This is a genomic window from Rufibacter soli (assembly GCF_054781795.1).
Window position 1 is genome coordinate 287,280 of record NZ_BAAGTS010000002.1, and the last position, 24,437, is coordinate 311,716.

Annotated in this window: 18 protein-coding genes; 11 read left to right on the forward strand and 7 right to left on the reverse strand. The window is 53.2% G+C overall.

Annotated features, from left to right (window positions below; all coding sequences use genetic code 11):
- The first annotated feature begins 1 nt into the window (after window position 1).
- Together eno and ACYVJQ_RS03240 are read left to right on the forward strand one after the other, a co-directional pair.
- Window positions 2-1,279: a phosphopyruvate hydratase gene (eno, locus tag ACYVJQ_RS03235; RefSeq protein WP_460891618.1), complete on the forward strand. Its 1,278-nt coding sequence runs from the start codon at window positions 2-4 to the stop codon at window positions 1,277-1,279.
- A 171-nt stretch (window positions 1,280-1,450) separates the two neighbouring features.
- On the forward strand, window positions 1,451-1,756 hold the full coding sequence (locus tag ACYVJQ_RS03240; protein WP_460891619.1) for an FtsB family cell division protein: 306 nt from the start codon (window positions 1,451-1,453) through the stop codon (window positions 1,754-1,756).
- Between the two features lie 111 nt (window positions 1,757-1,867).
- Here the strand turns inward: ACYVJQ_RS03240 and hscA are convergent, their stop codons facing one another.
- On the reverse strand, window positions 1,868-3,727 hold the full coding sequence (gene hscA / locus ACYVJQ_RS03245; RefSeq protein WP_460891620.1) for a Fe-S protein assembly chaperone HscA: 1,860 nt from the start codon (window positions 3,725-3,727) through the stop codon (window positions 1,868-1,870).
- A gap of 215 nt (window positions 3,728-3,942) precedes the next feature.
- Window positions 3,943-6,375 carry a zinc-dependent metalloprotease gene (locus tag ACYVJQ_RS03250; protein ID WP_460891621.1) on the reverse strand — a complete coding sequence of 811 codons (2,433 nt, stop codon included), beginning with the start codon at window positions 6,373-6,375 and terminating at the stop codon, window positions 3,943-3,945.
- A gap of 194 nt (window positions 6,376-6,569) precedes the next feature.
- On the opposite strand from ACYVJQ_RS03250, the gene ACYVJQ_RS03255 reads away from it, so the two are divergent.
- Window positions 6,570-7,361: a lysostaphin resistance A-like protein gene (locus ACYVJQ_RS03255; protein WP_460891622.1), complete on the forward strand. Its 792-nt coding sequence runs from the start codon at window positions 6,570-6,572 to the stop codon at window positions 7,359-7,361.
- A 125-nt stretch (window positions 7,362-7,486) separates the two neighbouring features.
- Here ACYVJQ_RS03255 and ACYVJQ_RS03260 read toward each other — a convergent pair whose 3' ends face one another.
- On the reverse strand, window positions 7,487-8,101 hold the full coding sequence (locus tag ACYVJQ_RS03260) for a hypothetical protein (RefSeq protein ID WP_460891623.1): 615 nt from the start codon (window positions 8,099-8,101) through the stop codon (window positions 7,487-7,489).
- Window positions 8,102-8,235: 134 nt separating this feature from the next.
- Window positions 8,236-9,294: an Ldh family oxidoreductase gene (locus ACYVJQ_RS03265; RefSeq protein WP_460891624.1), complete on the reverse strand. Its 1,059-nt coding sequence runs from the start codon at window positions 9,292-9,294 to the stop codon at window positions 8,236-8,238.
- A 111-nt stretch (window positions 9,295-9,405) separates the two neighbouring features.
- Between ACYVJQ_RS03265 and ACYVJQ_RS03270 the strand changes: the two genes are divergently transcribed.
- Both ACYVJQ_RS03270 and ACYVJQ_RS03275 read left to right on the forward strand, forming a co-directional pair.
- Complete coding sequence (locus ACYVJQ_RS03270) at window positions 9,406-11,031, forward strand: DUF4139 domain-containing protein (RefSeq protein WP_460891625.1); 1,626 nt, start codon at window positions 9,406-9,408, stop codon at window positions 11,029-11,031.
- Window positions 11,032-11,844: 813 nt separating this feature from the next.
- The gene (locus tag ACYVJQ_RS03275) at window positions 11,845-14,202 is read left to right on the forward strand and encodes a tetratricopeptide repeat protein (protein WP_460891626.1); all 2,358 of its coding nucleotides are present in this window, start codon (window positions 11,845-11,847) and stop codon (window positions 14,200-14,202) included.
- 200 nt (window positions 14,203-14,402) lie between these two features.
- Here the strand turns inward: ACYVJQ_RS03275 and ACYVJQ_RS03280 are convergent, their stop codons facing one another.
- From ACYVJQ_RS03280 to ACYVJQ_RS03290, 3 genes are read right to left on the reverse strand one after another with little or no spacing between them, the layout of a single operon-like run.
- Window positions 14,403-15,341: a Ppx/GppA phosphatase family protein gene (locus ACYVJQ_RS03280; protein ID WP_460891627.1), complete on the reverse strand. Its 939-nt coding sequence runs from the start codon at window positions 15,339-15,341 to the stop codon at window positions 14,403-14,405.
- 48 nt (window positions 15,342-15,389) lie between these two features.
- Window positions 15,390-15,680 carry a hypothetical protein gene (locus ACYVJQ_RS03285; RefSeq protein WP_460891628.1) on the reverse strand — a complete coding sequence of 97 codons (291 nt, stop codon included), beginning with the start codon at window positions 15,678-15,680 and terminating at the stop codon, window positions 15,390-15,392.
- Window positions 15,681-15,736: 56 nt separating this feature from the next.
- Window positions 15,737-16,624 (reverse strand): class I SAM-dependent methyltransferase, encoded by an 888-nt coding sequence (locus tag ACYVJQ_RS03290; RefSeq protein ID WP_460891629.1) that lies wholly within the window; start codon window positions 16,622-16,624, stop codon window positions 15,737-15,739.
- Window positions 16,625-16,849: 225 nt separating this feature from the next.
- Here ACYVJQ_RS03290 and dapF point away from each other — a divergent pair, with 225 nt between their 5' ends.
- From dapF to ACYVJQ_RS03320, 6 genes are all read left to right on the forward strand, one after another.
- Complete coding sequence (gene dapF, locus ACYVJQ_RS03295; protein ID WP_460891630.1) at window positions 16,850-17,620, forward strand: diaminopimelate epimerase; 771 nt, start codon at window positions 16,850-16,852, stop codon at window positions 17,618-17,620.
- A gap of 29 nt (window positions 17,621-17,649) precedes the next feature.
- The gene (locus ACYVJQ_RS03300; RefSeq protein ID WP_460891631.1) at window positions 17,650-18,459 is read left to right on the forward strand and encodes a glycosyltransferase family 2 protein; all 810 of its coding nucleotides are present in this window, start codon (window positions 17,650-17,652) and stop codon (window positions 18,457-18,459) included.
- 196 nt (window positions 18,460-18,655) lie between these two features.
- Window positions 18,656-19,183, forward strand: a complete 528-nt coding sequence (locus ACYVJQ_RS03305; protein WP_460891632.1) for a GNAT family N-acetyltransferase — start codon at window positions 18,656-18,658, stop codon at window positions 19,181-19,183.
- 228 nt (window positions 19,184-19,411) lie between these two features.
- On the forward strand, window positions 19,412-20,695 hold the full coding sequence (locus ACYVJQ_RS03310; protein ID WP_460891633.1) for a glycosyltransferase family 1 protein: 1,284 nt from the start codon (window positions 19,412-19,414) through the stop codon (window positions 20,693-20,695).
- A gap of 59 nt (window positions 20,696-20,754) precedes the next feature.
- Window positions 20,755-21,951, forward strand: coding sequence for a UDP-galactopyranose mutase (gene glf, locus ACYVJQ_RS03315; protein ID WP_460891634.1), 1,197 nt, complete (start codon window positions 20,755-20,757; stop codon window positions 21,949-21,951).
- On the forward strand, window positions 21,938-24,193 hold the full coding sequence (locus tag ACYVJQ_RS03320; protein ID WP_460891635.1) for a family 1 glycosylhydrolase: 2,256 nt from the start codon (window positions 21,938-21,940) through the stop codon (window positions 24,191-24,193). Before glf ends, ACYVJQ_RS03320 begins: the two co-directional genes overlap by 14 nt.
- Window positions 24,194-24,437 lie beyond the last annotated feature (244 nt).

The window sequence follows — 24,437 nt, forward strand, 5'->3', positions numbered from 1 at the left end:
TATGAGCTTAATTGAAGATATCAAAGCCCGTCAGATTTTTGACTCCCGTGGTAACCCAACCGTAGAGGTAGATGTGATTACGCAAAACGGTATAGTAGGCCGCGCCGCTGTTCCTTCCGGGGCTTCTACCGGTAAGCACGAAGCCGTAGAACTGCGTGACAATGATAAAAGCATGTACATGGGCAAAGGTGTTTTGCAGGCCGTGCAAAACGTGAACACCATCATTGCCGATGAACTGGTAGGTTTCTCTGTGTTTGAGCAGAGCCTGCTGGATAAGTTCATGATTGAGATTGACGGCACTCCTAACAAAGCCAAATTAGGTGCTAATGCCATTTTAGGTGTTTCCCTGGCTGCTGCTAAGGCCGCTGCCAAAGAAGCAGGTCAGTCTTTGTACCGTTACGTAGGTGGTGTAAACGCCAATACCCTGCCGGTGCCAATGATGAACATTTTGAACGGTGGTAGCCATGCAGACAATTCCATAGACTTCCAGGAGTTCATGGTAATGCCTGTGGGTGCATCTTCTTTCTCTGAGGCGCTTCGTTGGGGGACTGAGGTATTCCATCACCTCAAAGAAGTTCTGAAGAAAAAAGGCATGTCTACTAACGTAGGCGATGAAGGTGGTTTTGCCCCTAATATTGGGTCTAACCAGGAAGCCATTGAGGTAGTATTGCAGGCCATTGAAGCCGCGGGCTACAGACCAGGTGAGGATTTCATGATTGCCATGGATGCCGCCGCTTCTGAGTTCTATGACGCCTCTACCGGCCATTACCACTTCAAGAAATCTACCGGTGATAAACTGACGTCTTCTGAGATGGTAAACTTCTGGACCGACTGGTCTAAGAAATACCCCATCATCTCTATTGAAGACGGTATGGATGAAGACGACTGGACCGGCTGGAAAGCCTTAACAGATTCTATTGGCAGCACGACGCAGCTGGTAGGAGATGACTTGTTCGTGACCAACGTGAAGCGTCTGCAGCAAGGCATTGACCAGCAGACTGCCAATGCCATCCTGATCAAGGTAAACCAGATTGGTACCTTAACTGAAACCATTGACGCTATTAATCTAGGTCGCAGAAACGGCTATAAGAGCATCATGAGCCACCGTTCCGGAGAGACTGAAGACAACACCATCGCTGACTTAGCAGTGGCTTTGAACTGCGGTCAAATCAAGACAGGTTCAGCTTCGCGCTCAGACAGAATGGCCAAGTACAACCAGTTGCTCCGTATTGAGGAAGAACTGGGTGAGGTTGCCTACTTCCCGGGCAGAAAGATGTAAATAGCAGGGAGGCCATTCTAAATTGGATTCTGTTTTGGGCCTGTTTTAAAGAAAATGGGCTTAAAACGAAATTTCAAGAATAGATGCCTTCTGGTATAGATACCTTCTGGAAACTTTGTAAATTCATGGCGGCAAGCGAGAGCTTGCCGCCATTTTTATGTAGTTTACCCCATGTTGGCACGCGTACCCAAATTTTTCAGAAGCTTTTATTTTCTCACTACCCTGGCGTTTCTGGTCTGGATGTCTTTCTTTGACTCCAATGATTTCCTGACCCAGTTCCAAACCAGTCGCAAACTCTCCATCCTGGAAGAGGAGCGGGACTATTATGTAGAGAAGATTGCCGAAGTGCAGAAAGATCGCCGTGAGCTGATGAGTAATCCCCAGTTGCTGGAGAAATTCGCGCGGGAGAAATACCTCATGAAGAAACCCACTGAAGACCTTTACCTGATTGTAGTAAAAGAGGAGGAGGAAAAGTAATTCCTTCTTACCCATAAACGCAGAACGCGCAGCTCTACCAAGGGCTGCGCGTTCTGCGTTTATGGGCTAGGCGTTTTGAGGCCGATTTTAGAAAAACGGCCTCAAAACAGGTTATTCAATTTTCTTGCCGGTCATGGCTTGTTTAATGGAGATCTGCATCACCCGCTCCGCAAAGGGGCTGGTTTGTTCCTCCAAAATGTCTACCGCTTTCAGGATAGTGTCTTTATCGCCAGAAGGCAGAGCATCTTTCAGGTTCTGCAGGTTCTGGTGGGTTAGGGCTATTTCCTCAGGGGTGAGGTGCTCTGCGTTTTTCTGCACAAAACGTTCTACTTGGTAGATCATTTGCTCACCAGTGGTACGGGCCTCAATGACCATGCGGGTGTTCACGTCTTCGCGGGCGTGGGTGATGGAATCCATGAGCATCTGCTCTACTTGGGCATCCGTTAAGCCGTACTGGGGTTTCACTTCCACTTCCTGGCGCACACCAGAGCGCAGTTCAATGGCCTCTACTTTTAGAATGCCATCGGCGTTCAGGATAAAGTTCACGTCTACCTTCGGGAAGCCGGCGGGCATGGCCGGTATGCCTTTCAGGTCAAACTCAGCCAGCTTACGGTTTTCCTTTACCAGGTCACGCTCGCCTTGGTACACACTTATCTTCATGTTCACCTGCCCGTCTACCGAGGTGGTGTACTGCCGCCCGGCTTTGGTAGGAATCTTGGAGTTACGCGGAATAATGGAGTCCATGAGGCCGCCCATGGTTTCAATGCCCAAGGTGAGCGGGGTCACGTCCAGCAGCAGAATGTCTTTGCGGTTGCCGGCCAGCACATCTGCCTGAATGGCGGCGCCCAGGGCCACCACTTCATCTGGGTTCAAAGAGTTGTTGGCCGGTTGCCCGAAGAAATCGCTTACGGTTTGGTACACCAGGGGCACCCGGGTAGACCCACCCACCAGAATAACGGTGTCTATCTGCTCTGGCTGCAGGCCCGCATCTTGCAACGCCCGCTGGCAAGAGGCCATGGTACGGTCTATAATAGGCGTGCTAAGGGTCTCAAAGGTGTGCCGGTCTAAAGTCAGGTCAAAGTCTCCTAACTGGGTGCTGAAGGTGTCCTGGTTACTGAGGGTTTTCTTGGCTTCCTCGGCTTGGAGGCGCAGTGCCTGAGACAAATTGGCGTCCTGTGCGACCAGGTCGGTCAGCAAGGTATTCTGCAGCAACCAATGGTTGATGATGGCGCGGTCCAGGTCATCGCCGCCCAGGTAGGTGTCACCATTGGTGGAAAGGACCTCAAAAATGCCTTGGTGAATGCGCAGGATGGAAATATCAAAGGTGCCACCACCCAAGTCATAGACGGCTATGGTGCGTTCCTCGGTCTGGTCCAGGCCAATACCGTAGGCCAAGGAAGCCGCCGTGGGTTCATTCACAATACGCAGTACCTCTAGCCCTGCCAGTTTGCCGGCGTCACGGGTGGCTTGGCGTTGGGAGTCATTGAAGTAGGCGGGTACGGTGATCACGGCCCGGTTCACCGGGGTTTTGAGAGCATGCTCGGCACGGGCCTTCAGTTCTTTCAGAATCTCGGCGCTTAGCTCAATAGGCGAGTAGAATTTATCCTGCACGCGTATTTTCACCAGCCCTTCAGAGTTGTCGTCAATGATCTTATACCCGAAGTTCTCTTTGTGTTCCCCCAGATCCTGGTACGATTTGCCCAGCAGGCGCTTTACTGAGTAGATGGTGTTGGCCGGGTCGGAGATCAGGTACTCTTTGGCGGCATCGCCTATGAGAACCTCGCCGTTGGCGGCAAAGTGCACCACTGAGGGGACAATGCTACCCAAGCCCTGGTCATTAATGGCAATAGGCACATGGTCTTCTGGGTGCATGTACGCAACCAAGCTGTTGGTGGTACCCAGGTCAATGCCCACAATCACTTCTTCCTTTTGAATGGAAGCCGTGGTTAAGTTTATAGATATTTTAGCCATGCTGTCTTTTTTTAGAGGGCGCCCGCAGGCTTCCCGGCGCAAAAGTACGAAGAATTAGCCTGTTAACAGGAGTACGGTTTCCTACAGGATAGGTAAGCGGAGAATTTCGCGCTGGAAAGAGAACGCCAGGACAGATAGGCCACGGACTCTGCCGCAAGGTGGAAAGGAGGCGCGAGGCGTTTTAGGCCCGTTTTTGTAAAAACGTGCCTAAAACGCTACTCGCAGCCCAGCAGTTGTGTAGACCCAATGGGCGCGCCGGGAGGAAGCTCTTTATGCAATTGCGGTTTGGCCTCCAGAGGTTTTTTCATGCGGTCCAGGGCCAGCAGGGCATTTGCTTTTATAGCCTGATCAGAAGACTTGGCGGTTTTTTTGGCTTGTTTCTCTAAGTGTTGAAGGTGCAGATGCGCGGCAGCCCGGGCTGGGTAGGCGGCGTTTTCATTCTGGGAAAGAGCCAGTAAGTGGGTAAGTACTAACTGCTGGGTTAATAGTTGCACTTGGCCGGCCAATCCAGAAGCGGGTTTATCGCCCCAGGTTTGGGAAATGATCTGATCCAATACCTCGTCCAGCCCCAGTTTACTGCCGCGGGCTTTCAACTCAACCAGACGTGCCGCACGCTCAGGGTGGAACAGGAAAGACAGCGTGAAATCTGCCGAAGCCTCTGCCGCCGCCAAGGGGTCAAAGGTAAGCCCGGTGCGTTTGTCAAACAGTTCCCGCGTGGGCGACCAACCTGCCGGACGGGGCGGAATAGCGGCGATGATCTTTTCGGGCAGGGCCAGGACCGTTGGTTGCAAGGTGGCCAGCAGGGCGTCCAGGGCTTTTTGCTGCTCCGTATCAGAAACCAGTTCAGTCACCAATTGCCCATCGCCGCGCGAGGCGTAGGTGTAGTTCACGCCGCCCACCACTTTGGCGGCCGCTTCTACCTGGTAGCGGTGATAATTGTAGATGGGCACCAGCGCATCTTCCAGCATGGCCATCGGCACGCCGGGTTTAATGTTGTTTATCCCAAAGCGGTCCAGAGCTTTCTGCCTTACAGCCAGCACGTGCCGGAGCTCCTCGGCGGCGTTGGCGCCGTTGTCCCAGAGATGGGCCTGGGGGTGGGCGCCACCGGGCGCGCGGGCATCGCGGTCTGAGATGAACTGCAGGCCCCGGGCATGGCCCTGGCGCAGCAATTGGTCTAAGGCCAGTTTTTCATGGGTACCGGTAGGGAAATGCTGGTAGCCATAGGTCACGGCCAGTTTGTCCCAGTCGCCAATGCCCACAGCGTAGGCGTTAGAGAGATCTAGCTCGCCGGCGGAAGTCAGGTTGACGGTGGGGTGGGGATAATCCATGACCGAGGCGCGGTTATTTACGCTGGCGGCGTAATTGTGCATAATGCCCAGCGTGTGGCCCAGCTCATGCGCTGACAGCTGCCGAAGCCTCGCCAGCGCCAGCTTCATCATCTCGGGGTTAGCGGGTTTGCCTTCTTCATAGGGCGCCAGTAACCCTTCGGCAATCAGGAAATCCTGGCGCACGCGCAAAGAGCCCAGGCTCACGTGGCCCTTGATGATTTCGCCGGTGCGTGGATCAGTGACGGAGGCGCCGTAGCTCCAGCCTCGCGTGCTGCGGTGTACCCACTGAATGACGTTGTAGCGCACGTCCATGGGGTCTGCCTCTACGGGCAGAATCTCCATCCTGAAGGCGTCTTTGTAGCCGGCGGCGTCAAAGGCCTGCGCCCACCAGCGGGCACCTTCCAGCAGGGCGGTTCTGATAGGTTCAGGGGCGGCGTGGTCAACGTAATACACAATGGGTTTCACGGCCTCAGACACGGGCGCGGCCGGGTTCTTCTTCTGGAGCCGGTGCCGGGCAATAAACCGTTTGGTAATAGGTTCATCCACAGGTGTACTGAAATCCATGTACTCTATCCCGAAGAAACCGGCCCGCGGGTCCATGGCCCTAGGGGTGTAGTTGCTGTCTGGTAATTGAATAAATGAATGGTGTTGCCGTAGGGTAATGGCTTGCGCCGAAGGCGTGACGCTGCGCACAAAATTGCCGGCGTCATCACCACCGGTAAACGTAAGCGTGGCCTCAAATTCTGAGTTCTGCGGGAAGTTCTTGGTGCGCGGCAAATACATCACAGACCGGGCAGGGTCTAACCGGTAGGTGCCCTGGCGCGACCGCCGGATGCTGCCTACCACATCATGGGCGTCACGCAGCAGAAACTCGGTGGCATCAACCAGCACCTTGCCGCCTTCCGTGGCCTCTACCTTGAAACCCCACAACACAGACTGCGCGAAGGATTGGGCCACGGCCTGTTCCTCGGCGGGGTTTCCGTTCATGGCGCGGTAGCGTTGGTTGGGTTCTATAAGCAGCACCTTAGGTCCTACCTTCTGGAAATACACCACATGCTCGCCGCCCAACTGCCCGCGGTCTAGCCCAATATCATTGGAGCCCAACCCGGCCGCCAGCGAGTTCACGTACAGGAACGGCTGATCCAGCTTGTCAATCTCCAGCAGAATACGGCCGGTGGCCTCGTCCCAGTAGAAGGGGAAGTAGCCGTTGTATTTCTGCATGCTGGCGGTTTTAGTGGCCAGGCCGGCTGGTTTGTTTTGGGCCTGGAGGTGGGTGATGGCCAGAAGGACGAAAAGAAAGGGGAGGAGCGTTTTGCGCATGTTTTGGAAAAGTAAGCCTAAAACGGAATATGCCGGATAAGGTAGTCAATTATGAACATAGGGGCAAGGCTATGTTTAAGCGGCAGCCACGCCTTTGCTTTTGGAAGGCGCTGAGAACGTGGGATATTAAATATTAGAATAAATATATATTTACGACGAAATTGATGTGAACCTCTGTCTTTCTCTTGTTTCAAATGCCGCTCGTCCAGACCTCCTCGTCTATCAATACCAGAAAACACTCCTGGCTGGCCATTTTTGCCGGCTACCTGGTCTTGGCCCTTACCTACCACGCCGCCGAGTACGCCATGCGGTTCCACCAGCATATTCCTTTGTTTCTGGGTTTGATGCTGGCCGTTTTGCCGGTAGGCTATTTGGTGGCCCGGCTCCAGGGCTTCAGGGGCCTGAAAGCCTGGGGGCTGCAGTTAAATAAGAAATATGCGCTTCTGCTGGGCTTGGGCCTGGGGCTGGGCTTGCTGGTAAATGGTCTGGCTTTTGCCGTACGGCTCTGGATGGGTATTGAGGTAGTGACCTTGGTTCCGGAGGTTTCAACGTTGGTTAGCCAGATCTTGATTTTTGCGGCCGGCACCTTTCTGCCTTCTCTGGCAGAGGATATTCTGACCAGAGGCTACCTGTTCGGGCACCTTCAGGGCAGGTTAAGCAGGTGGGGCTTTGTACTGGTGTCTTCAACGGTTTACGTCCTGAACCATGTCTATTCCCTGAATGACGGTTTCCCTAGCCTGGCTTATCTGTTTGCGCTAGGCATTATGCTGGCTATACCGTTGGTCTATACCAAAAACCTGTGGTACACCGTGGGCGCGCACTGGGCCGGCAACATCGTGTACCGCGTGGGGCAGGATGTTCTTACCGTAAAAGAAGGACCGTCTGCGTTTTCAGGCACGTGGGAACTCACCTTCTTTGTGCTTCTGTTGGCGGCGATCAATTACGGGGTAAGTAAAAGGATAGGCAGAAGGCTGCGTGTGCGGTAGCAGAAAAGGCGTTTTAGGCCTGTTTTTCTAAAAAGTGGGCTTAAAACAGCAGCGGCCCCTTTCTCCAGAAAGGGGCCGCTGCTGTTTAGAAAATGGATAAGGCTGGGTGGGTGATACCCTCCGTTTTACAAAACCTCTATTCCCACCACCTCTTTGATCTTATAGTAATTTTTGGCCGAAGGAATGAAAACCTCAATTTCCTGCCAGGTGAGTTTCAACTTTTTGTTCGTGAATTTTTTGGAGTCGGTGATGAAGCCCTCTGAGCCCGGGAACTGTCTGAGCCAGATGAAAGACTTTTCATTATTGGTATTATCCGTGAGCACAAAGTAGTTGAAATCCTTGGTGTCAATGCGTTTTAAAGTGCCTTCAGTAGCTCCGGTAGTTACCCCTGCGTTGTTGCTCTGGGCCATTTTCATGGAGAGACCAATGAAGGGTTGGCAATTATCCTTAAAGAGATTCTTGCCCACCTCTTCGCCTAATTTCCGCATGGCCACCTGGTCTGAGATATTGAGGTTTCTCTCTTCTGCTAACTGAATTACTAGATTCAACTCTTTAGAAAAGCAATCCATGAAAGCCTTTTCGGCGCTGGGCTTATCTGTTAGTTTCTCCAGGTCAACCTTGCCTATGCAGCCGCATAAATTATCTGAGATTTTTCTTTCAGTGGCACTAAGCGTGACTTGCCCGTTGGCGAAGGATAAAAGGGAACAGTAAAAGAAAGTAAGGAGTAAAAGTTTTTTCATGTAAATGGTGAATAGATAGAATATTGAGTTAATACTATAAAGGTAGGTAAGATTATAGAACTGTTTGTGATGGGGAAGCGCTAAAAGTCCGTTTCGGGGCTGTTTTTCCAAAAACAGCCCCGAAACAGCTCTACCTACAAAGTCACGCCAAACTTTTCGCCCAAGCCCTCCAAATCCTTCACCACCGGCGGCAACAACGGAATGCCGTCTACCATCCGCTGTTCGGTGAAGAGGCGCTCTAGGTCGCCGGGGATGAGCACCTGGTGGCCTTCCTTGGCTTTAGAGCTCCGGAACCGAGTAATCCAGTTGTCCATGTGCTGCTTGAAGTCATCGGCGGGCCGGAAGGCGTCTACGCGCATGGCCCCGAAGAAGTGCCCGATGCCTTCGCCCACCGGGTCTGCGGGCGGGGCCAGGAAGCTCACGAACGGCGGCACCCACGGCCCATAGTTGGCCCCCGATAGCACCGCCGAAAAAATGTCTACCACGGCACCTAGCGCATAGCCTTTGTGGCTGCCGGTGTCGCCGCCCAGCGGAAGCAGGGCCCCGCCGTCTTTTAGTTCATTGGGGTTGGTGGAAGGCGAGCCGTCCAGGGCCTGAATCCAGCCATGCGGGGCCTCCAGGTTCTTGCGCTGCAGCATCTCCAGCTTGCCGTTGGCGGCGGTGGTGGTGGCTAAATCGGCCACGAAGGGCGGTTGGTCTTTGGCCGGAATAGCCACGGCAATGGGGTTGGTGCCCAACAGGCGTTCCAAGCTATACGTAGGGGCTACCAATGGGCTGGCGTTGGTCATGGCCATGCCAATCATGTCATGCTCCAGGGCCTTCATGGCGTGGTACCCGGCTATCCCGAAGTGGTTGGAGTTCTTAACCGCCACCCAGCCGCTGCCGGCAATCTTTGCTTTCTCAATGGCAATCTGCATGGCTTTGGGCGCCACTACCAGACCCAGGCCGCCGTCACCGTCTACGGTGGCGGTGCTGAGGGTTTCGTGCACAATGCGCACGGTGGGCGTGGCGTTGATGCGGCCGGCTTCCCAAAGGCGCACGTAGCCAATCAGGCGGGCCACGCCGTGGGAGTCCACGCCCCTTATATCAGCGGAAAGCAGGGTCTCGGTGGCGGTTTGGGCATCTTCGGGCGGGCAGCCCATGGCCAGGAAAATCTGACGGGAGAAATCAAAAAGTCGTTGGTAGGAATACATGCGCAAATTCTGAAAGTGACGGCCAAAGGTACGGGAAACCCAGAGAAAGATTACTGCGGAAATGTTTCCTTTGTGCTATCTTCCGGCATCGCCCCACCTAAACCCTCCGTTATGAAATCCCTCCCGTATTGCCTTTGCCTTTTGATCAGCTGTTTTGGGCACGTTTTTCCAATTTCGGCCCAAAAGCAGACCTCTATCACCACTGATGTAAAAGCCGTCACTGTGTTCCTGAATAGGGCGCAGGTCACCAATACCGGTAAAACCACCGTAGAGCCCGGCGTGACCGAACTGGTGCTGGAAGGTTTGCCTACCCAATTGGACGAGCGCAGCGTGCAGGTAAACCCTACGGGCAGCATTACCTTGCTTTCAGTGCGCTATGAGCAGAATTTTATGCAGAACGCCACCAAACCCAAAGACCTGGAACGGCTGGAAGATTCCCTGGAGAGCTACAATGGCCGCATCAGGTCGCTCAACGACCAGCGCGAGGTACTCCAGAAGGAAGAGGCCTTATTACAGGCCAACCAAAATGTAGGCGGCACAGATGCCGGTATCACCGCCGCCCGCCTCAAAGAGGTAGCCGACTTTTACCGTACGCGCTTATTGGCTATTAAAAAAGAAATTCAACTAGTAGACGCACGGCAGGCCATTCTGCGTGACCGCCAGAACCAGTTTAACAGCCAGGTAAACCAATTCCGCCGCACCCAGCAGGCCAATAACCGCGTGATTGTGGCGGTGCAGGCATCGGCACGCGCGCAAGTAGGGCTGGAAGTTTCTTATATGGTGTTCAATGCTGGCTGGGAACCTATCTATGACCTACGGGCCAGCGGTAGCCAGGGGCCAGTGCAACTTCAATACAAAGCCAACGTGCGCCAGAATACCGGCGTGAACTGGAACAACGTGCAACTCACCCTAGCCACCACCAACCCCGCTGAAGGTGCTCAAAAGCCGGAACTGGATCCGCAACGGATTAGCATTTTGCAGCAGCCGCCTGTTAAATTGAGAGGAAAGTCCACCGCCTCGATGGTGAAAATGGAGGATGATAATCAATCGTTAAATGAAGTGGTGGTGGTAGGGTATGGCGCACAGAAAGCCAAAAGTACTTCTGATTTCACCCAAGCCGTAGCCACCACTCTCGCCGCTGAATTCAAAATCGGGATTCCGTTCAGTGTGCCGTCAGACGGGAAGCCGCACACCGTAGACATCCAGCAGCACAGCCTTACTACCTCCTACGCCCACATGGCCGTGCCCAAACTGGACCCCACCGCTTTTCTGGTGGCCTACCTCACCAACTGGGAGAACCTGAAGCTCTTGCCCGGGCAAGCCAACGTATTCCTGGCCGGCACCTTTACCGGTAAATCCTTCCTTAACCCGGAGCAGACCCGCGACACGCTTACCCTTTCCCTGGGCCGGGACCAGAACATGGTGGTGCAGCGCGAGCGGATGAAGGATTACCAGAAACGCTCCACCTTGGGCAGCAACGTCAAAGAGCAGTTCGGCTACGAAATCAGCCTCCGCAACACCAAAGCCCAACCGGTGACCATTACCATAGAAGACCAGATTCCGGTAAGCACTACCTCAGAGATTGAAGTAGAAGACCTGGATACCAACGGCGGAAAGCTAGATAAGGAAACCGGGAAGGTGACCTGGCAGGTGGCCTTGAAACCGAATGAGACGGTGAAGCGCACGCTTAAGTATGTGGTGAAGTACCCTAAGAATAAGCAAGTAGCGGGGATTTAAGTTTTATGCTTTTGCCCTAGCAGGGTTTGGATAAGGAATTTGCTTTTGCCTTGGAGAGTAGTTATGCTGGTGTTGGAGTTCCTAAGGGCCAATAACCTAGACTGCCTCTCCTTGGCTATAAACGTGTGCACGACTTTCCGCCTGCTGCTGGCGTGGTGTCTGCTGTTGCCTTAAGTCCTTATGCTGTATTGTTTCATGGTTTCCCTCCGAGCGCTCACGGCCGCGAGGCCCTGTCTTTCCCCTCGCACTGCCCTTGCGGCCGAGTTGTAGTCTATTCTTAGTTAAGCCACTGCAGGGCCACAAGCGAGGCGCTCGAAGTAAAGACTGGAATCGGGCAATGCGTGTTGGTAATTGTAGTTGAGTTATTGGCGTTTTGGGCACGTTTTCCCAAAAACAGCCCCGAAACGCACTGCAGCCTCACAAACCGCAATATCCTTTACAAAACGCTGACTCCCCCCTTGAGGGGGCGAAGGGGGTGTTTACACCAGCAGACATTTCCCTGGTTCAAGTTTCCAACTTGGACCTATCATTTCGGGAAGTTTCCAACTTCCCTGAGGCCTAGGCCTCACTTTACGCATATCGTCCCCTTTGAAGGGGGTAGGGGGATGACTACTACTGCACATCAAACCAATTTCCTGACCATTCCTAAAAACACCTCAAAACCACTTCAAAACCAGTCTTACCACCCTCCCAAATCCTTCACCCCAAGCAACCAACATCCTTAATTCTGCATCTTCCTGGTAAATACCTCCCGGATCGTTTTTTCTGGAACGGAATTTGCCTTTCTTTTGAATATTGGAAAATGCTAATATTATGAAAGCACACCTACTCTCGTTTTTCCTGGTATCGCTGCTTCTTTGGAGCAGCCAGGCCGGGGCCCAGTCTAAGGTGCTCTATGAGCAGAACAGACTGGAGACGCTCACTTTGTCCAGTTTTGAAAACGCAGAGTTGGCCGCTATTGCCACTGACCTGGGGAAAACCAATACCCACCGTTCTGGTAAGTTGCTGCTGCCCTTAGAGTTTGACCAACAGGAAAAGATAACCCGCGAGGGCGATTTGCTACTCCTGCGGGTGGGCGTTAAAAACATGCGGGTGCGGGAGCAAGTACTTTACCGCGACTTTGATTTCGCCGATCTATTAACCCCTACCGTACTGTTTGCCAAGGTGCAGTTGCTGGGCAAAGAAGACAAAATCTTGCAGACCATTGAGGTTTCTAACAAGGCCATCGGTCAGGACGGTTCTTCGGTGTTGGTGCAAACCTCCGTGAGAGATACCTCTGGGTTTGACGGGTTCAAGCTGCGGGTAGTAGAAAAGAAACTGTCTTTTTCTTCTGACAACCGAAGCGCCGTCCAGCAGCGCATTGCCCAGATCAAACGCTACTATGACACAGATGCACGCCTGGCCCAACTCTCCCGCGACCTGCAGACCATCAACCCCAATGACATTGACCACTTGGGCCAGCAAATAGACCGGTTCAAGGAAATGGAGCACGCCCTGCACCGCCTGTTAGACAACCGCCTGGACCGCGAGCTGGACCTGAACCGCCATGACCCTATCCAGCTGAAACGCAGGGGAAATGACCTGAAAAACCGGTTCGGGGAGCGTCGTCTGGCCCTTGACCAGATGTGGGCCCGACTACCCGAAATATTTTACACCCGCGGGCTGGAACTGACTATGAACGGAAACGCCCGCGCTGGCCGTGAGTTCTTTGAACGATCGCTGCAAGCAAACCCGGCTTTTGCGCCCTCGCATCTGCAACTGGCCCGCCTTGATTTTAAGGAAGGCTATTTGAAAGAAGCCAGCCAGCGCACCCGCGAGCTGTTAAACCGCATGCAAGTAGATCCTGAAACCCACCGTTTTGGTCAGGAACTGGCCCTTGACATTCAGAATGCCTACGTCCGCCAGGGCGAACAGCTCAACAACCAAGGCAAGTACCGCCAGGCTCTGGAGCAGTTTGAACAAGCCCGTGATTTTTGCCGCGGCATTTCCAGCTTTCGTTGCCGGTCAGAACTCTGGGAAGAGGGCATTGCCTTCGCCAAAAGCGGCATCTATGACAACCTGCTGCGCGATGGACGCCAGGCCTTGAACCAGAAAAACCTGGGTCAGGCCGAAAAGCTGGCCAAAGAGGCCCAGCAGTATGCCCGCAACAACAAAACCGCCATTGACTCAGATGCCGCCGCTGTTACCTTGCTGCGCGAGGTGCAGCAACAGGTGTATTTAAACCACATGGCAGATGGGCGCGGGGCTTTGCAGCGCAGCCAGTTCAAAGCCGCGTTGCAGGCCTTTGAGCAGGGCAAGAGCCTGGCCAGTGATTTCAATTTAACGGTACAGCCAGACGCAGATCACTTGCTTCGGCAGGCGGCCCGTCCGGTTATCCTGGAAATGATTGCCCAGGGGCAGTCACAGGCCAACGCCAACCAATTGGCCCAGGCCCGCACCGTGGCAGGCCAGATCACCAACCTGCAGATACGGTATGGGCTCATCAATGACAAGGTGTTGGACGGCAAGTTCAGGGACCTGAACAAAGGAATCTTCTCGCAGGAATGCGCCAACGCACAAGCGGCCTATGATCAGCATTATCAGCGGTCTCTGCAGTACAGCCAGGAGCGCAACTTCCCCCAGGCGGCTGCAGAACTGGACCTAGCCCTGGCGTCAGCGAAAGTGAACGGCGGCTGTGCCATCTCGCCGGCTACCGCCGAGGTGGAACTAACCCGCATTGACGCCCCCGCCCATTACCAGGAACTGCTGCAGAAAGCCAATAGCCTCATCAGCCAGAACAACATGCCCGAAGCGGTGAAAATTTACCAGGAGGCTGGCTGGTATTTTGAGGCTAGGGAAGTTTCGCGGTTCGGGCTGAGCCATGCGCCCTTGCTCACCTATACCTTAGGGCAAGAAAACAAAGGCTTCGTGGTGGAGGTGGCTAAGCATGCCGCTGCTTCAGGAGATGCCACCGGTGCTATTGCCTTAGTCAAACGCCTGGCAACCCTGAAATACAGCACCTATAACCTGAACCAGCTGCAAGAACACATTGGTGAGCAGCTGGCCATCAGAGACGCCCAGGCTAATCCCCAAGCCAATTACAAAGCCCAGGCAGAAACCTACACCAACGGCTCCAAAGACCTCAAGAAACTGCGGAAAGCCTACGAGAAGAAATTCAAGAAATTGACCTAACACCTAAAGCAAAAACGCCTCCTTAGATTATGGGGAGGCGTTTTGCTTTTAAGAGGTGGGGGTAAAGCGCAGAAGTATTGGTGATTGTCCCTAAGGGACCTAACAACCGCGGGTGGTTTTAAAGCGGGAGTGGATGCAATTCCGGTTGCTCCAAAGACCTCGAAGTGTGCGTAGCTCCTACGAGTGTCTCTGCCTATACCTTATTGCTGCAGCAACTCCGCCAACATCCCTTCTTTTAAAGCATACGCAGACACCCGTATTTTCTCCAAGTTATACTTCTCCAGAGTCCAGTCAATAGCTGTTACGGCTACCACAATCATATCTACCCGCATGGCCAGCATACCGGGAATAGCCAGACGCTCCTGGCGGGTTTTTCGGGTGAGTTCCTTGAATTGCCGCTGAAAATTGGAAAGAGCCAGGGTCAAGTCTGGAGAGCCATCTGGGTCCCGGGCCAAACCCTGGGCCGCCAGGTCCATATCTACCAGGGTGTCAAAAGTGCCAGAGGAGCCAATCAACACCTCAGGTTGGTGTTGCAGCACGGCGGCTGTAAGCTTCTGTAGGTGGTCTTGCAGATAATGCCGGATGGCTTTTATTTGAGCCGGAGTAATGGGTTGTTCCTGGTCGGGGTAGAATTGGTCCAGCAGGCGCTGTGCCCCAATCTCAAAGCTTTTTTTCCAGAGAATGCCCCTGTCAGAACCTATAATGAATTCCACGCTGCCGCCGCCAATGTCCATGACCAAGGCTGGTTTGGCTCCAATCTCCATGGCCTGCTGAACACCTTTGAAAATAAGTTCGGCCTCGCGGGCACCAGAGATGATCTCTACCTCAATGCCCGTTTGATCTCTGATGGCCTGTACCACTTCGGGCCCGTTTTTAGCATTGCGCAGGGCACTGGTGGCAGTGGCTTTTACGACGTCTACCTGGTGTTGGTCCATGGTGGCCTTGAATTCCTGCAGGGCTTTCAGGCCGCGTTCACGGGCCTCTGGCGTGATCTCCCCTTTGCTAATACCTCCTTCGCCCAGCTTTACCGGAACTTTGGTTTTGTACAGTGTCTGCTGCGCGCCATCTGGGTCAAGGGCGACAATAAGCAGGTGAAAGGTATTTGTTCCAAGGTCTATAAGAGCGTATCGGCGGGACATCTATAAGTAGGAATTAAGAATTAGGAGTATACGACTGGTGAATAAAGGTTATACCCAGTTGTTTCCTCTTAGTTTTAGAATTAGTACAGCTAAAATAAAATGGAAAACCAGAATGCAAAAAGCTGTCATTTTTAACCTTTTTTTATTTCCCGCCTTATCCAAAATAATTCCATAGAATGGAAATTGAAGAATGGCGAGAATCATAAATGGAATGGTGATAGTGCGAAGAAAAAGAATTGAAACTAAACCAACTGGGAATAAGGTAATAGCTGGTTCATACCAGCCATGCCCACCACCTGCAAGAGCCATGGCCATTATCAGCAGCAGTGGGGTGATCATAGAAAGTCTTATGGTCCATTTCAGGGACATCTCTACTCTTTTCTTTCTTTCAAGTTTTACTTCTCAGAACTGAATCTAAAGAACGTGCCCAGTGGCAATTTGCGTTTTCCGCGGTCCTCCAGATAAAGTTCGCCCAGTTCTTCGTTCTGCACAGTCTTCCCGAATGAACCTCTGACAAGGTTGTCTAGGATGAGGGCCGAGTAGCCCAAAGAGTAAAGGTTGATGACGAAGAAATTGTTCTCGTGGTCCAGCAGTTGGGAGCAGAGTTTGATGAGTTCGTTGATCTGCTCTTCCAGGAGCCATTTCTCGCCGTCGGGGCCGCGGCCGTAGGCGGGTGGGTCCAGGATAATGCCCTGGTATTTATTGCCGCGTTTTACCTCGCGGCGGGCGTATTTCATGGCGTCTTCCACCAGCCAGCGTATGTTATCCAGGTTACTGGCTTCCATGTTTTCGCGGGCCCAGAAGTTTACTTGTTTCACACTGTCCAAGTGCGTGACATCGGCACCGCCGGCGTTGGCCGCCAGAGACGCGCCGCCTGTGTAGGCAAACATGTTCAATACCTTGGGTTTGCCGGGCAACGCTCGGGTGCGGTTATAGATAAACTGCCAGTTGGGGTCCTGCTCGGGGAACAAACCCACGTGCTTGAACGAAGACAATCCTAGTCTAAAACGCAGTTTCAGATCATGGTACCGGTAGTTAATAAACCACTGCTCGGCCATGCCTTTCTTGAGGGTCCACTGACCTTTCTCAGCGTTTCCTTTTTCGCGCCGGAACGTGGCTTGTGCCAGGCGGTCCCACTCCTGGTCAGAGAGGTGTTTGTCCCAGGCGGCCTGGGGCTCTGGGCGGGCCAGCACGTAGTCGCCAAAACGCTCCAGCTTCTCAAAGTTGCCGCAGTCTATCAGTTCATAATCGGTCCAGGCGCTGGTGGTCAGGAAAGAATACATAGGGTCATGGGTGGTGAAGGGACAAAGGTACGGTTTTGCGGCGTGCCCTGCAGTCCAAACCTTTCTACTGCAAAAGAAAAGAATGCGTTTTGAGCCCGTTTTCTGTAAATTAGGCCTAAAACAGCAGCGAAGGGCCAAGGCGCAAGTTGGGATTACGCGTAAAAATTTGTTACTTTTCAAGTTCGTACTGGCAACGCTGCCGCCGTTAAGCAGCCGTAACGCACCATGAATCTTACTTTCTATAAATACCAGGGCACCGGCAATGACTTTGTGGTGCTGGACAACCTCAACCACGAAATCAGCCTCACGCAGGAGCAGGTGGCCTTTCTCTGCGACCGTCGCAAAGGCGTGGGTGCCGACGGCCTGATGCTGCTCCAACCCAAGGAGGGCTATGATTTTGAGATGGTATACTACAACGCCGATGGCCGCGTGGGCTCTATGTGCGGGAATGGCGGGCGCTGCCTGGTGGCCTTTGCGCAGTTTCTGGGGGTGGTAGATAATGAAGCGTATTTCATTGCCTCAGACGGGCCGCACCAGGCCCACCTGAAAGACGGTCTGGTGCACCTGCAGATGAAAGACGTAGACGCCATTGAAGACCTGGAAGAAGCCTGTTTTATGAATACCGGCTCGCCGCATTACGTCAAGCAGGTAGAGGCGCTGGCAGACCTGAACGTGTTTGCCCAAGGCCGGGCCATCCGGTACTCAGACCGCTTCAAGGCCGAAGGGACCAACGTGAATTTTGTAGAGCATTTGCCCCATAATAAACTGTCTGTGCGCACCTATGAGCGCGGCGTGGAAGACGAGACGTTTTCTTGCGGTACCGGCGTAACCGCCTGCGCCCTGGCCGCTAGCCGGGCTGGGTATGAAAGCCCAGTGTCTGTGCATGTGCTGGGCGGCGAACTGCAGGTAAGCTTTGAGAAAGAAGGCGCCGGCTTTAAAGACGTGTTCCTTATTGGCCCGGCGGTGCAGGTGTTCAAAGGCGAAATCACGCTGTAAAACTCTATTCCCCACCTTCCAGAAACCCAATGGCCGTCCCTTCCTGTTCGCTGATAGTAGCTACCTATAACTGGCCCGCCGCCCTAAACCTTTGCCTGCAAAGCGTAGCCCGGCAGACGGTGCTGCCCAAAGAGGTTTTGATAGCCGATGACGGGTCTAGGGAAGAGACCAGGCACTTAGTGGAGCGCTTGCAGAAAGACTTTCCGGTGCCCTTGATCCATGTATGGCAACCAGACAACGGGTTCCAGAAAACCAAGATCCTGAACCAGGCCATCGCCCGCGCCAAAGAGCCTTACATAGTGCAGGTAGACGGTGATGTGATTCTGCATCCCAAGTTTATCAAAGACCATCTAACGGTAGCCTCCCCGGGCCGTTTTCTGGCCGGAGGCCGAATCAATCTCTCCGAGGAAAACACCAAAGAAGTGCTGGCCAACTCCACCGTTTTCTTCGGGTTGAAGGAGATCCTAAAAACCAGTAATCTGTTCAACGGCCTGCGCAGCGGTTTCCTGCGCCGCCTGCTGGCCGACCGCTATAAACTCAAGGGCAAAAACAAGTACTACGCCAAGGGCTGCAACATGTCTTTCTGGCGCGAAGATTTGCTGCGCGTGAACGGCTATAATGAAAGCTATACCGGCTGGGGCCCCGAGGACAGTGAACTGGCCGCCCGGCTCATGAATGCGGGCATCAAAAAAAGGTCTTTGAAAATGGGTGGCGTGCAATACCACCTGCACCATACCTATGTAGACGCCAGCCGCAAAGCCATCAATGAAGAACTGCTGCGCACCACTATCCAGACCAATATCACCTACTGCGCGCAAGGTGTAGATCAGTACCTGTAACGGCCTTACATCTACCGTATCTGTGTTTGGCGTTTTAAAGGTGTTTTTCTAAAAACAGGCTTAAAACGGGTTTGCGACTTCGGCGGTAAAATCATGAAAGCAGCCTCGGTTTTCATGGTGATAGAATGAAATCCACTAGCTTGCAACCGGGCAGTGAATGTAACCGTTTCCAAGGCCCGTTTTCCAACGCAAAATCATGCTGCACACAGACCGAATTTACCTGCGCGCCCCAGAGCCTACAGACCTTGACTTTCTCTACCTTTTTGAGAATGACACGGTGCTCTGGCCCGTCAGTTTATCGGTGGCGCCTTTCTCCCGAGACGCGCTTCGGCAGTACTTAGAAAATGCTTCGCTTGATATTTATGCCGCCCGGCAACTCAGGCTCATGGTCTGCCTGCAGGAGGAAGCAACCGTTATTGGCACCATAGATTTGTTTGACTTTGAGCCGCTGCACCAACGGGCCGGTATCGGCATTGCTCTAACGCCCAACTATCAGGGCAAAGGCTACGGTCAGGAAGTGCTGCAGCTCCTGGAAACTTACTGTGCGCAGGTGCTGCAGATGCACCAATTGTATTGTTCTGTTACCCAGTCAAATAGCAGTAGCCTGCGTCTGTTCAGGGGAGCAGGATACCAGGAAATTGGGATAAGAAAAGAATGGCTGAAGACGCCGGGAGGCTGGCAAGATGTGGTGGAGTTCCAGAAGCTCCTTTCTTGGAACGACTGAGTTATTTTCCAAGTTGCATTATTCCCAGCAAGAATGCGGCAATTGGTTTATTTCTCGTTTTTAGTGCGCATTAATACGGTATTTCTCATATCCGGTCTGGTTTGTTGCGCATGTTGCATTAGAATATAGCCTTTTTCTAGAATTCACCGTATGCTAGGTTAAATATAAAAAGAGAGGCCTTCACGCTTCTTTTTTGTTGAACCCACACTTCATAACCGGCTTTCGTATATGTCTGAATTTGATTCTGATTTCATCCCCGGCGGGGGAGGAAACTTCTTGTCGTCTGAACCAGAGGTAACAACTTCTACTGCGTACATTTCTTCTGTAACCAATACCCCAAAGGTGACCCCTAATCCTACTTCAGAAAGTAGCCTGGAGGCATTTCTTTCCTCCGTCTCAAGTATTGTTTGTTTCTCCCACCTGCGTTGGGATTTTGTCTACCAGCGCCCGCAGCATTTGCTGTCACGTTTCGCCAAACACACCCACCTTTACTTTTTTGAGGAGCCGGTGTTTACAGATAATGCTATTCCGCGCTTGGAGACCCATGAGCGCGAGAACGGTCGCCTCACACTCATAGTGGCGCAACTGCCGCACGGCCTTACCCCAGAAGAATCAGACGCCAAACAGATTGAGCTGCTCAATGAGTTTATGGCTGCGCAAGACCTGGACAACACGGTATTCTGGTACTATACGCCCATGGCCCTGGAGATTTCCCGCCACTTCACGCCAGCCTTAACCGTGTTTGACTGCATGGATGAACTTTCGGCCTTCAAATTTGCGCCGCCCAGGTTACTGGAACTGGAAACCGAGATGATGGAAAAAGCCGATGTGGTTTTCACTGGTGGGCAAAGCCTTTATGAAGCCAAAAAGCACAGACATGCCCAAATCCACGCCTTCCCCAGCAGCATAGACAAGGCGCATTTTGCGCAGGCCCGCCAACCCCAGACTGAGCCCGCTGACCAGGCTAATATCCCATACCCGCGCATGGGCTTCTTTGGCGTGGTAGATGAGCGCTTTGACATTGAGTTGCTGCGTGAGGTTGCCACCGCGCGCCCAGAGTGGCAGTTCGTGATCATTGGGCCCGTAGTGAAAATTGACCCGGCCATTTTGCCTAACAGCGCCAACATCCATTACCTGGGCGGAAAGTCTTACCAGGAACTACCTGCCTACCTGGCTGGCTGGGATGTGGCCATGCTGCTGTTCGCGCACAATGAGTCTACTAAGTTCATCAGCCCCACCAAAACGCCTGAGTACCTGGCGGCCGGTAAACCGGTAGTGTCTACCTCTATCAGAGACGTGGTACGTCCATACGGCGAGCAGAACCTGGTGCAGATAGCAGACGGCGCCCAAGCCTTTGAGGCGGCCCTGGAAAAAGCTCTTCTGCAGAAAGAGGACAAAAACTGGATGGCGCGTACAGATGAATTTCTGGCCGGTGTATCCTGGGATAAGACCTGGCAGAGCATGGTACGCCATATGCAGAACATCCACCGGGAGAAAAAGGGGAACGCCTAAGTAAGGGAATCCCAGATAGAAGAAAGACTGGAAAAGTAACGATATAAAATTCACAGACTATGTTTGATTACCTGATTGTAGGGGCCGGTTTTGCCGGCAGTGTACTGGCCGAGCGCCTGGCTACTTATTCCAATAAAAAAGTATTGATTATTGATAAGCGTTCGCACATTGCGGGCAACGCCTATGACCATTATAACGAGGATGGCATTCTCGTGCACAAGTACGGTCCGCACATCTTCCACACCAACTCCAAAGAGGTGTTTGAGTACCTGGGTCAGTTCACCGAGTGGCGCCCATATGAGCACCGCGTACTGGCCAGCGTTGACGGTCAACAAGTGCCTATGCCCATTAACCTGGACACCATCAACAAACTGTATGGCTTAAGCCTTACCTCTTTTGAGCTGGATGAGTGGTTTGAGTCGGTGGCCGAAACCGTGCCCGTGATCAAGACCTCAGAAGACGTGGTGGTGAGCAAAGTGGGCCGTGAGTTGTATGACAAGTTCTTCAAGAACTATACCCGCAAGCAGTGGGGCATGGACCCGTCTGAGCTGGACAAGTCGGTGACCTCACGGGTACCTACCCGCACCAACCGCGATGACCGCTATTTTACAGACACTTACCAGGCCATGCCGTTGCACGGCTTTACTAAGATGTTTGAGAAAATGCTGGACCATCCCAATATCAAGGTCATGCTCAACACAGACTACCATGAGATCATTGACATGATTCCGTTCAAGGAGATGATTTACACCGGTCCGGTAGATGAGTACTTTGACTTTAAATATGGCAAGCTGCCGTACCGTTCCCTGGAGTTCAAGCATGAGACCGTGAACAAGGAAGTATTCCAGCCGGTGGCCGTGGTGAACTACCCCAATGAGCAGTTGTACACCCGCGTGACGGAGTTTAAATACCTGACCGGGCAGCAGCACCCCAAAACAAGCCTGGTGTATGAATTCCCTAAAGCCGAGGGAGATCCATATTACCCCGTGCCAAGACCTGAGAACGCCGAGCTGTACAACCAATACAAAAAACTGGCAGACAGCACCCCGGGCGTGCATTTTGTGGGCAGATTGGCTACCTACAAATACTACAACATGGACCAGGTAGTGGCTCAGGCCCTTACCCTGCACAAGAAGTTAACCGAGAAAGATAAAGTGCGAGTGACAGTGGTAGATGGCCAGGATGTCTTGCCCAAAGTGGTGCGCGAGGCTTTAAATGGAAGTTCCACCAAAGTGAGCACGAATGGCAAACATTAACCTTTGGGGCGGCGTTGAGTGTACCGTAAACCGGGTAGGGGAACAGTACTTTGATCAGCTAGCCCAAAGTGGACATACGCACCGTCTAACCGACCTGGACCTGTTCGCGGGTTTGGGTATCCAGAAGATACGGTACCCGGTTCTTTGGGAGCATGTGGCCCCTGAAGACCCTACCCAATACAACTGGACCTGGGCCACCGAGCGACTTAATAAGCTCCGTGCCCTCAACATAGAACCTATAGTGGGGCTGCTGCATCATGGCAGCGGCCCGCGCTATACCAACCTCCTGGACCCTGAGTTTCCGCAGAAATTTGCCGCCTACGCCAAAGCGGTGGCGCAACAGTTTCCGTGGGTCACTCAGTACACTCCCATCAACGAGCCGCTCACTACGGCCCGGTTCAGTGCCCTCTACGGTTTGTGGTACCCGCATGCCAAAGATGACGCCTCCTTTGCCCGGGCACTCATGAACCAGATCAACGGCACGCGTCTGGCCATGCAGGCCATTAGAGAGGTGAACCCCAACGCCCTTCTGGTCCAGACCGATGACCTGGGCTATTCCCACAGCACCTCCACCATGCAATACCAGGCAGACTTTGAGAACCACCGCCGGTGGCTCACCTGGGATCTGCTGTGCGGCAAGGTAGACCAACAGCACCCGCTCTGGAATTATCTGCGCTGGGCCAAGGTGCCCGAGGAAGAGTTGCTGGAAATGGTAGCAAATCCTTGTCTGCCTGATGTCATCGGAATTAATTACTATGTAACCAGTGAGCGCTACCTGGACGAACACATCATTGATTACCCCTGGCATACGCACGGGCAGAACCACCGTCACCGCTACGCAGATGTAGAGGCCATACGGGTACCAGACGCCATGCCTTTGGGTATCCAGAACATTCTGGCCCAGGTGTGCGAGCGCTATGATCTGCCAGTAGCCGTTACCGAGGCCCACTTGTGCTGCACCCGTGAGGAGCAGATGCGCTGGCTGGCCGAGGTCTGGGATGCGGCCGTATTCTTGAAAAACCAAGGCAAAAACGTGTTGGCCGTCACCGCTTGGTCCCTGCTGGGGGCCTTTGACTGGAATAGCCTCTTAACCGAGCAGCGCGGCCACTATGAACTGGGCGTGTTTGATATTAGAACCGGCACCCCTGAACCCACCGCCGCGGCTACCCTGCTGCAAACGCTGGTGAAGGGTGGTGAGCGGCACCCGGTACTGGAAATTGACGGCTGGTGGAAACGCACCTGCCGCAGTATCTATCCGCCGGTACCGGAAACCTCTGAAAGCTGGAACCTGATGACCAACCTACAAACACCAGAAGATCAGCCCCAGCTTAAGCCGCTCCTGATCACCGGAGCCACCGGAACGCTGGGTCGTGCCTTCGGGCGAATCTGCGATGCCCGCGGTATTCCGTATGTGCTGTTGAACCGCCAGGAGATGGATATTGCTAACCAGGCCTCGGTAGAGGAGGCGTTGCAGCAGTATCGGCCGTGGGCCGTCATCAATACCGCCGGTTTTGTACGCGTAGATGACGCAGAGCGTGAGCAGGAAGCCTGTTACCGTGAAAACACCGACGGGCCGGCTACACTAGCCAAGGCCTGCCAGGCAGTTGACTGTAAACTGGTAACCTTTTCCTCAGACTTGGTCTTTGACGGGGCTAAACAAACCCCTTACCTGGAAGCAGATACCCCTAACCCGCTCAATGTTTATGGCCACAGCAAAGCGCAGGTAGAAATGCAAGTGCTGGAAATACTACCCCAAGCCCTGGTGATCAGGACCAGCGCCTTCTTTGGGCCCTGGGATGAGCATAACTTTGTGTACCATGCCCTGCGGGCGATGGCGCATGAGGAGCCGTTCCAGGTTGCGGAAGACCTGTCCATTTCGCCCACCTTCGTGCCTGATCTGGTGAATACCACGCTGGATTTGTTGATAGATGAAGAAAGTGGCATTTGGCACGTGGCCAACCAGGGTTCTTATACCTGGGCCGAATTGGCAGAACTGGCGGCCAACCTGGCAGGCATCAACGCCGAGCCCTGGTTACAACGGGTGCCGCAGACATTCTTTAACTGGCCTGCTGCCAGACCAAGCTATACCGTGCTGGAGACCAATAAAAGAGCTGTGCTACCTTCCGTAGAGGACGCCCTGCTGCGTTACCTGCACACGCATGAATTTTCATTCCGGCCGGTTTTTGCAAACCAGCCAGAAGAAGTGGAGGAAGAAAACCTTATCTCCGCCCGGGGAGCGTAGTCATTTTTCTGCTATACCCGTTTTGGGCCCGTTTTTGCGAAAACAGGCTCAAAACGGGTTTTTCTTTTGCCTGTCTCCCAATCTCCAGCGCACGTCTTTCTAGTTCATTCCATCCCTTGCCCGGTATCTGTTTTAAGCTCGTTTTTAGGAAAACAGGCTTAAAACAGAAGTCCGGCAAGGGAGGGCTGGATATTTTTCTAAAATTTTAGGCTTTATCTGCCATCCCGTCAGGCATGGGGCACTA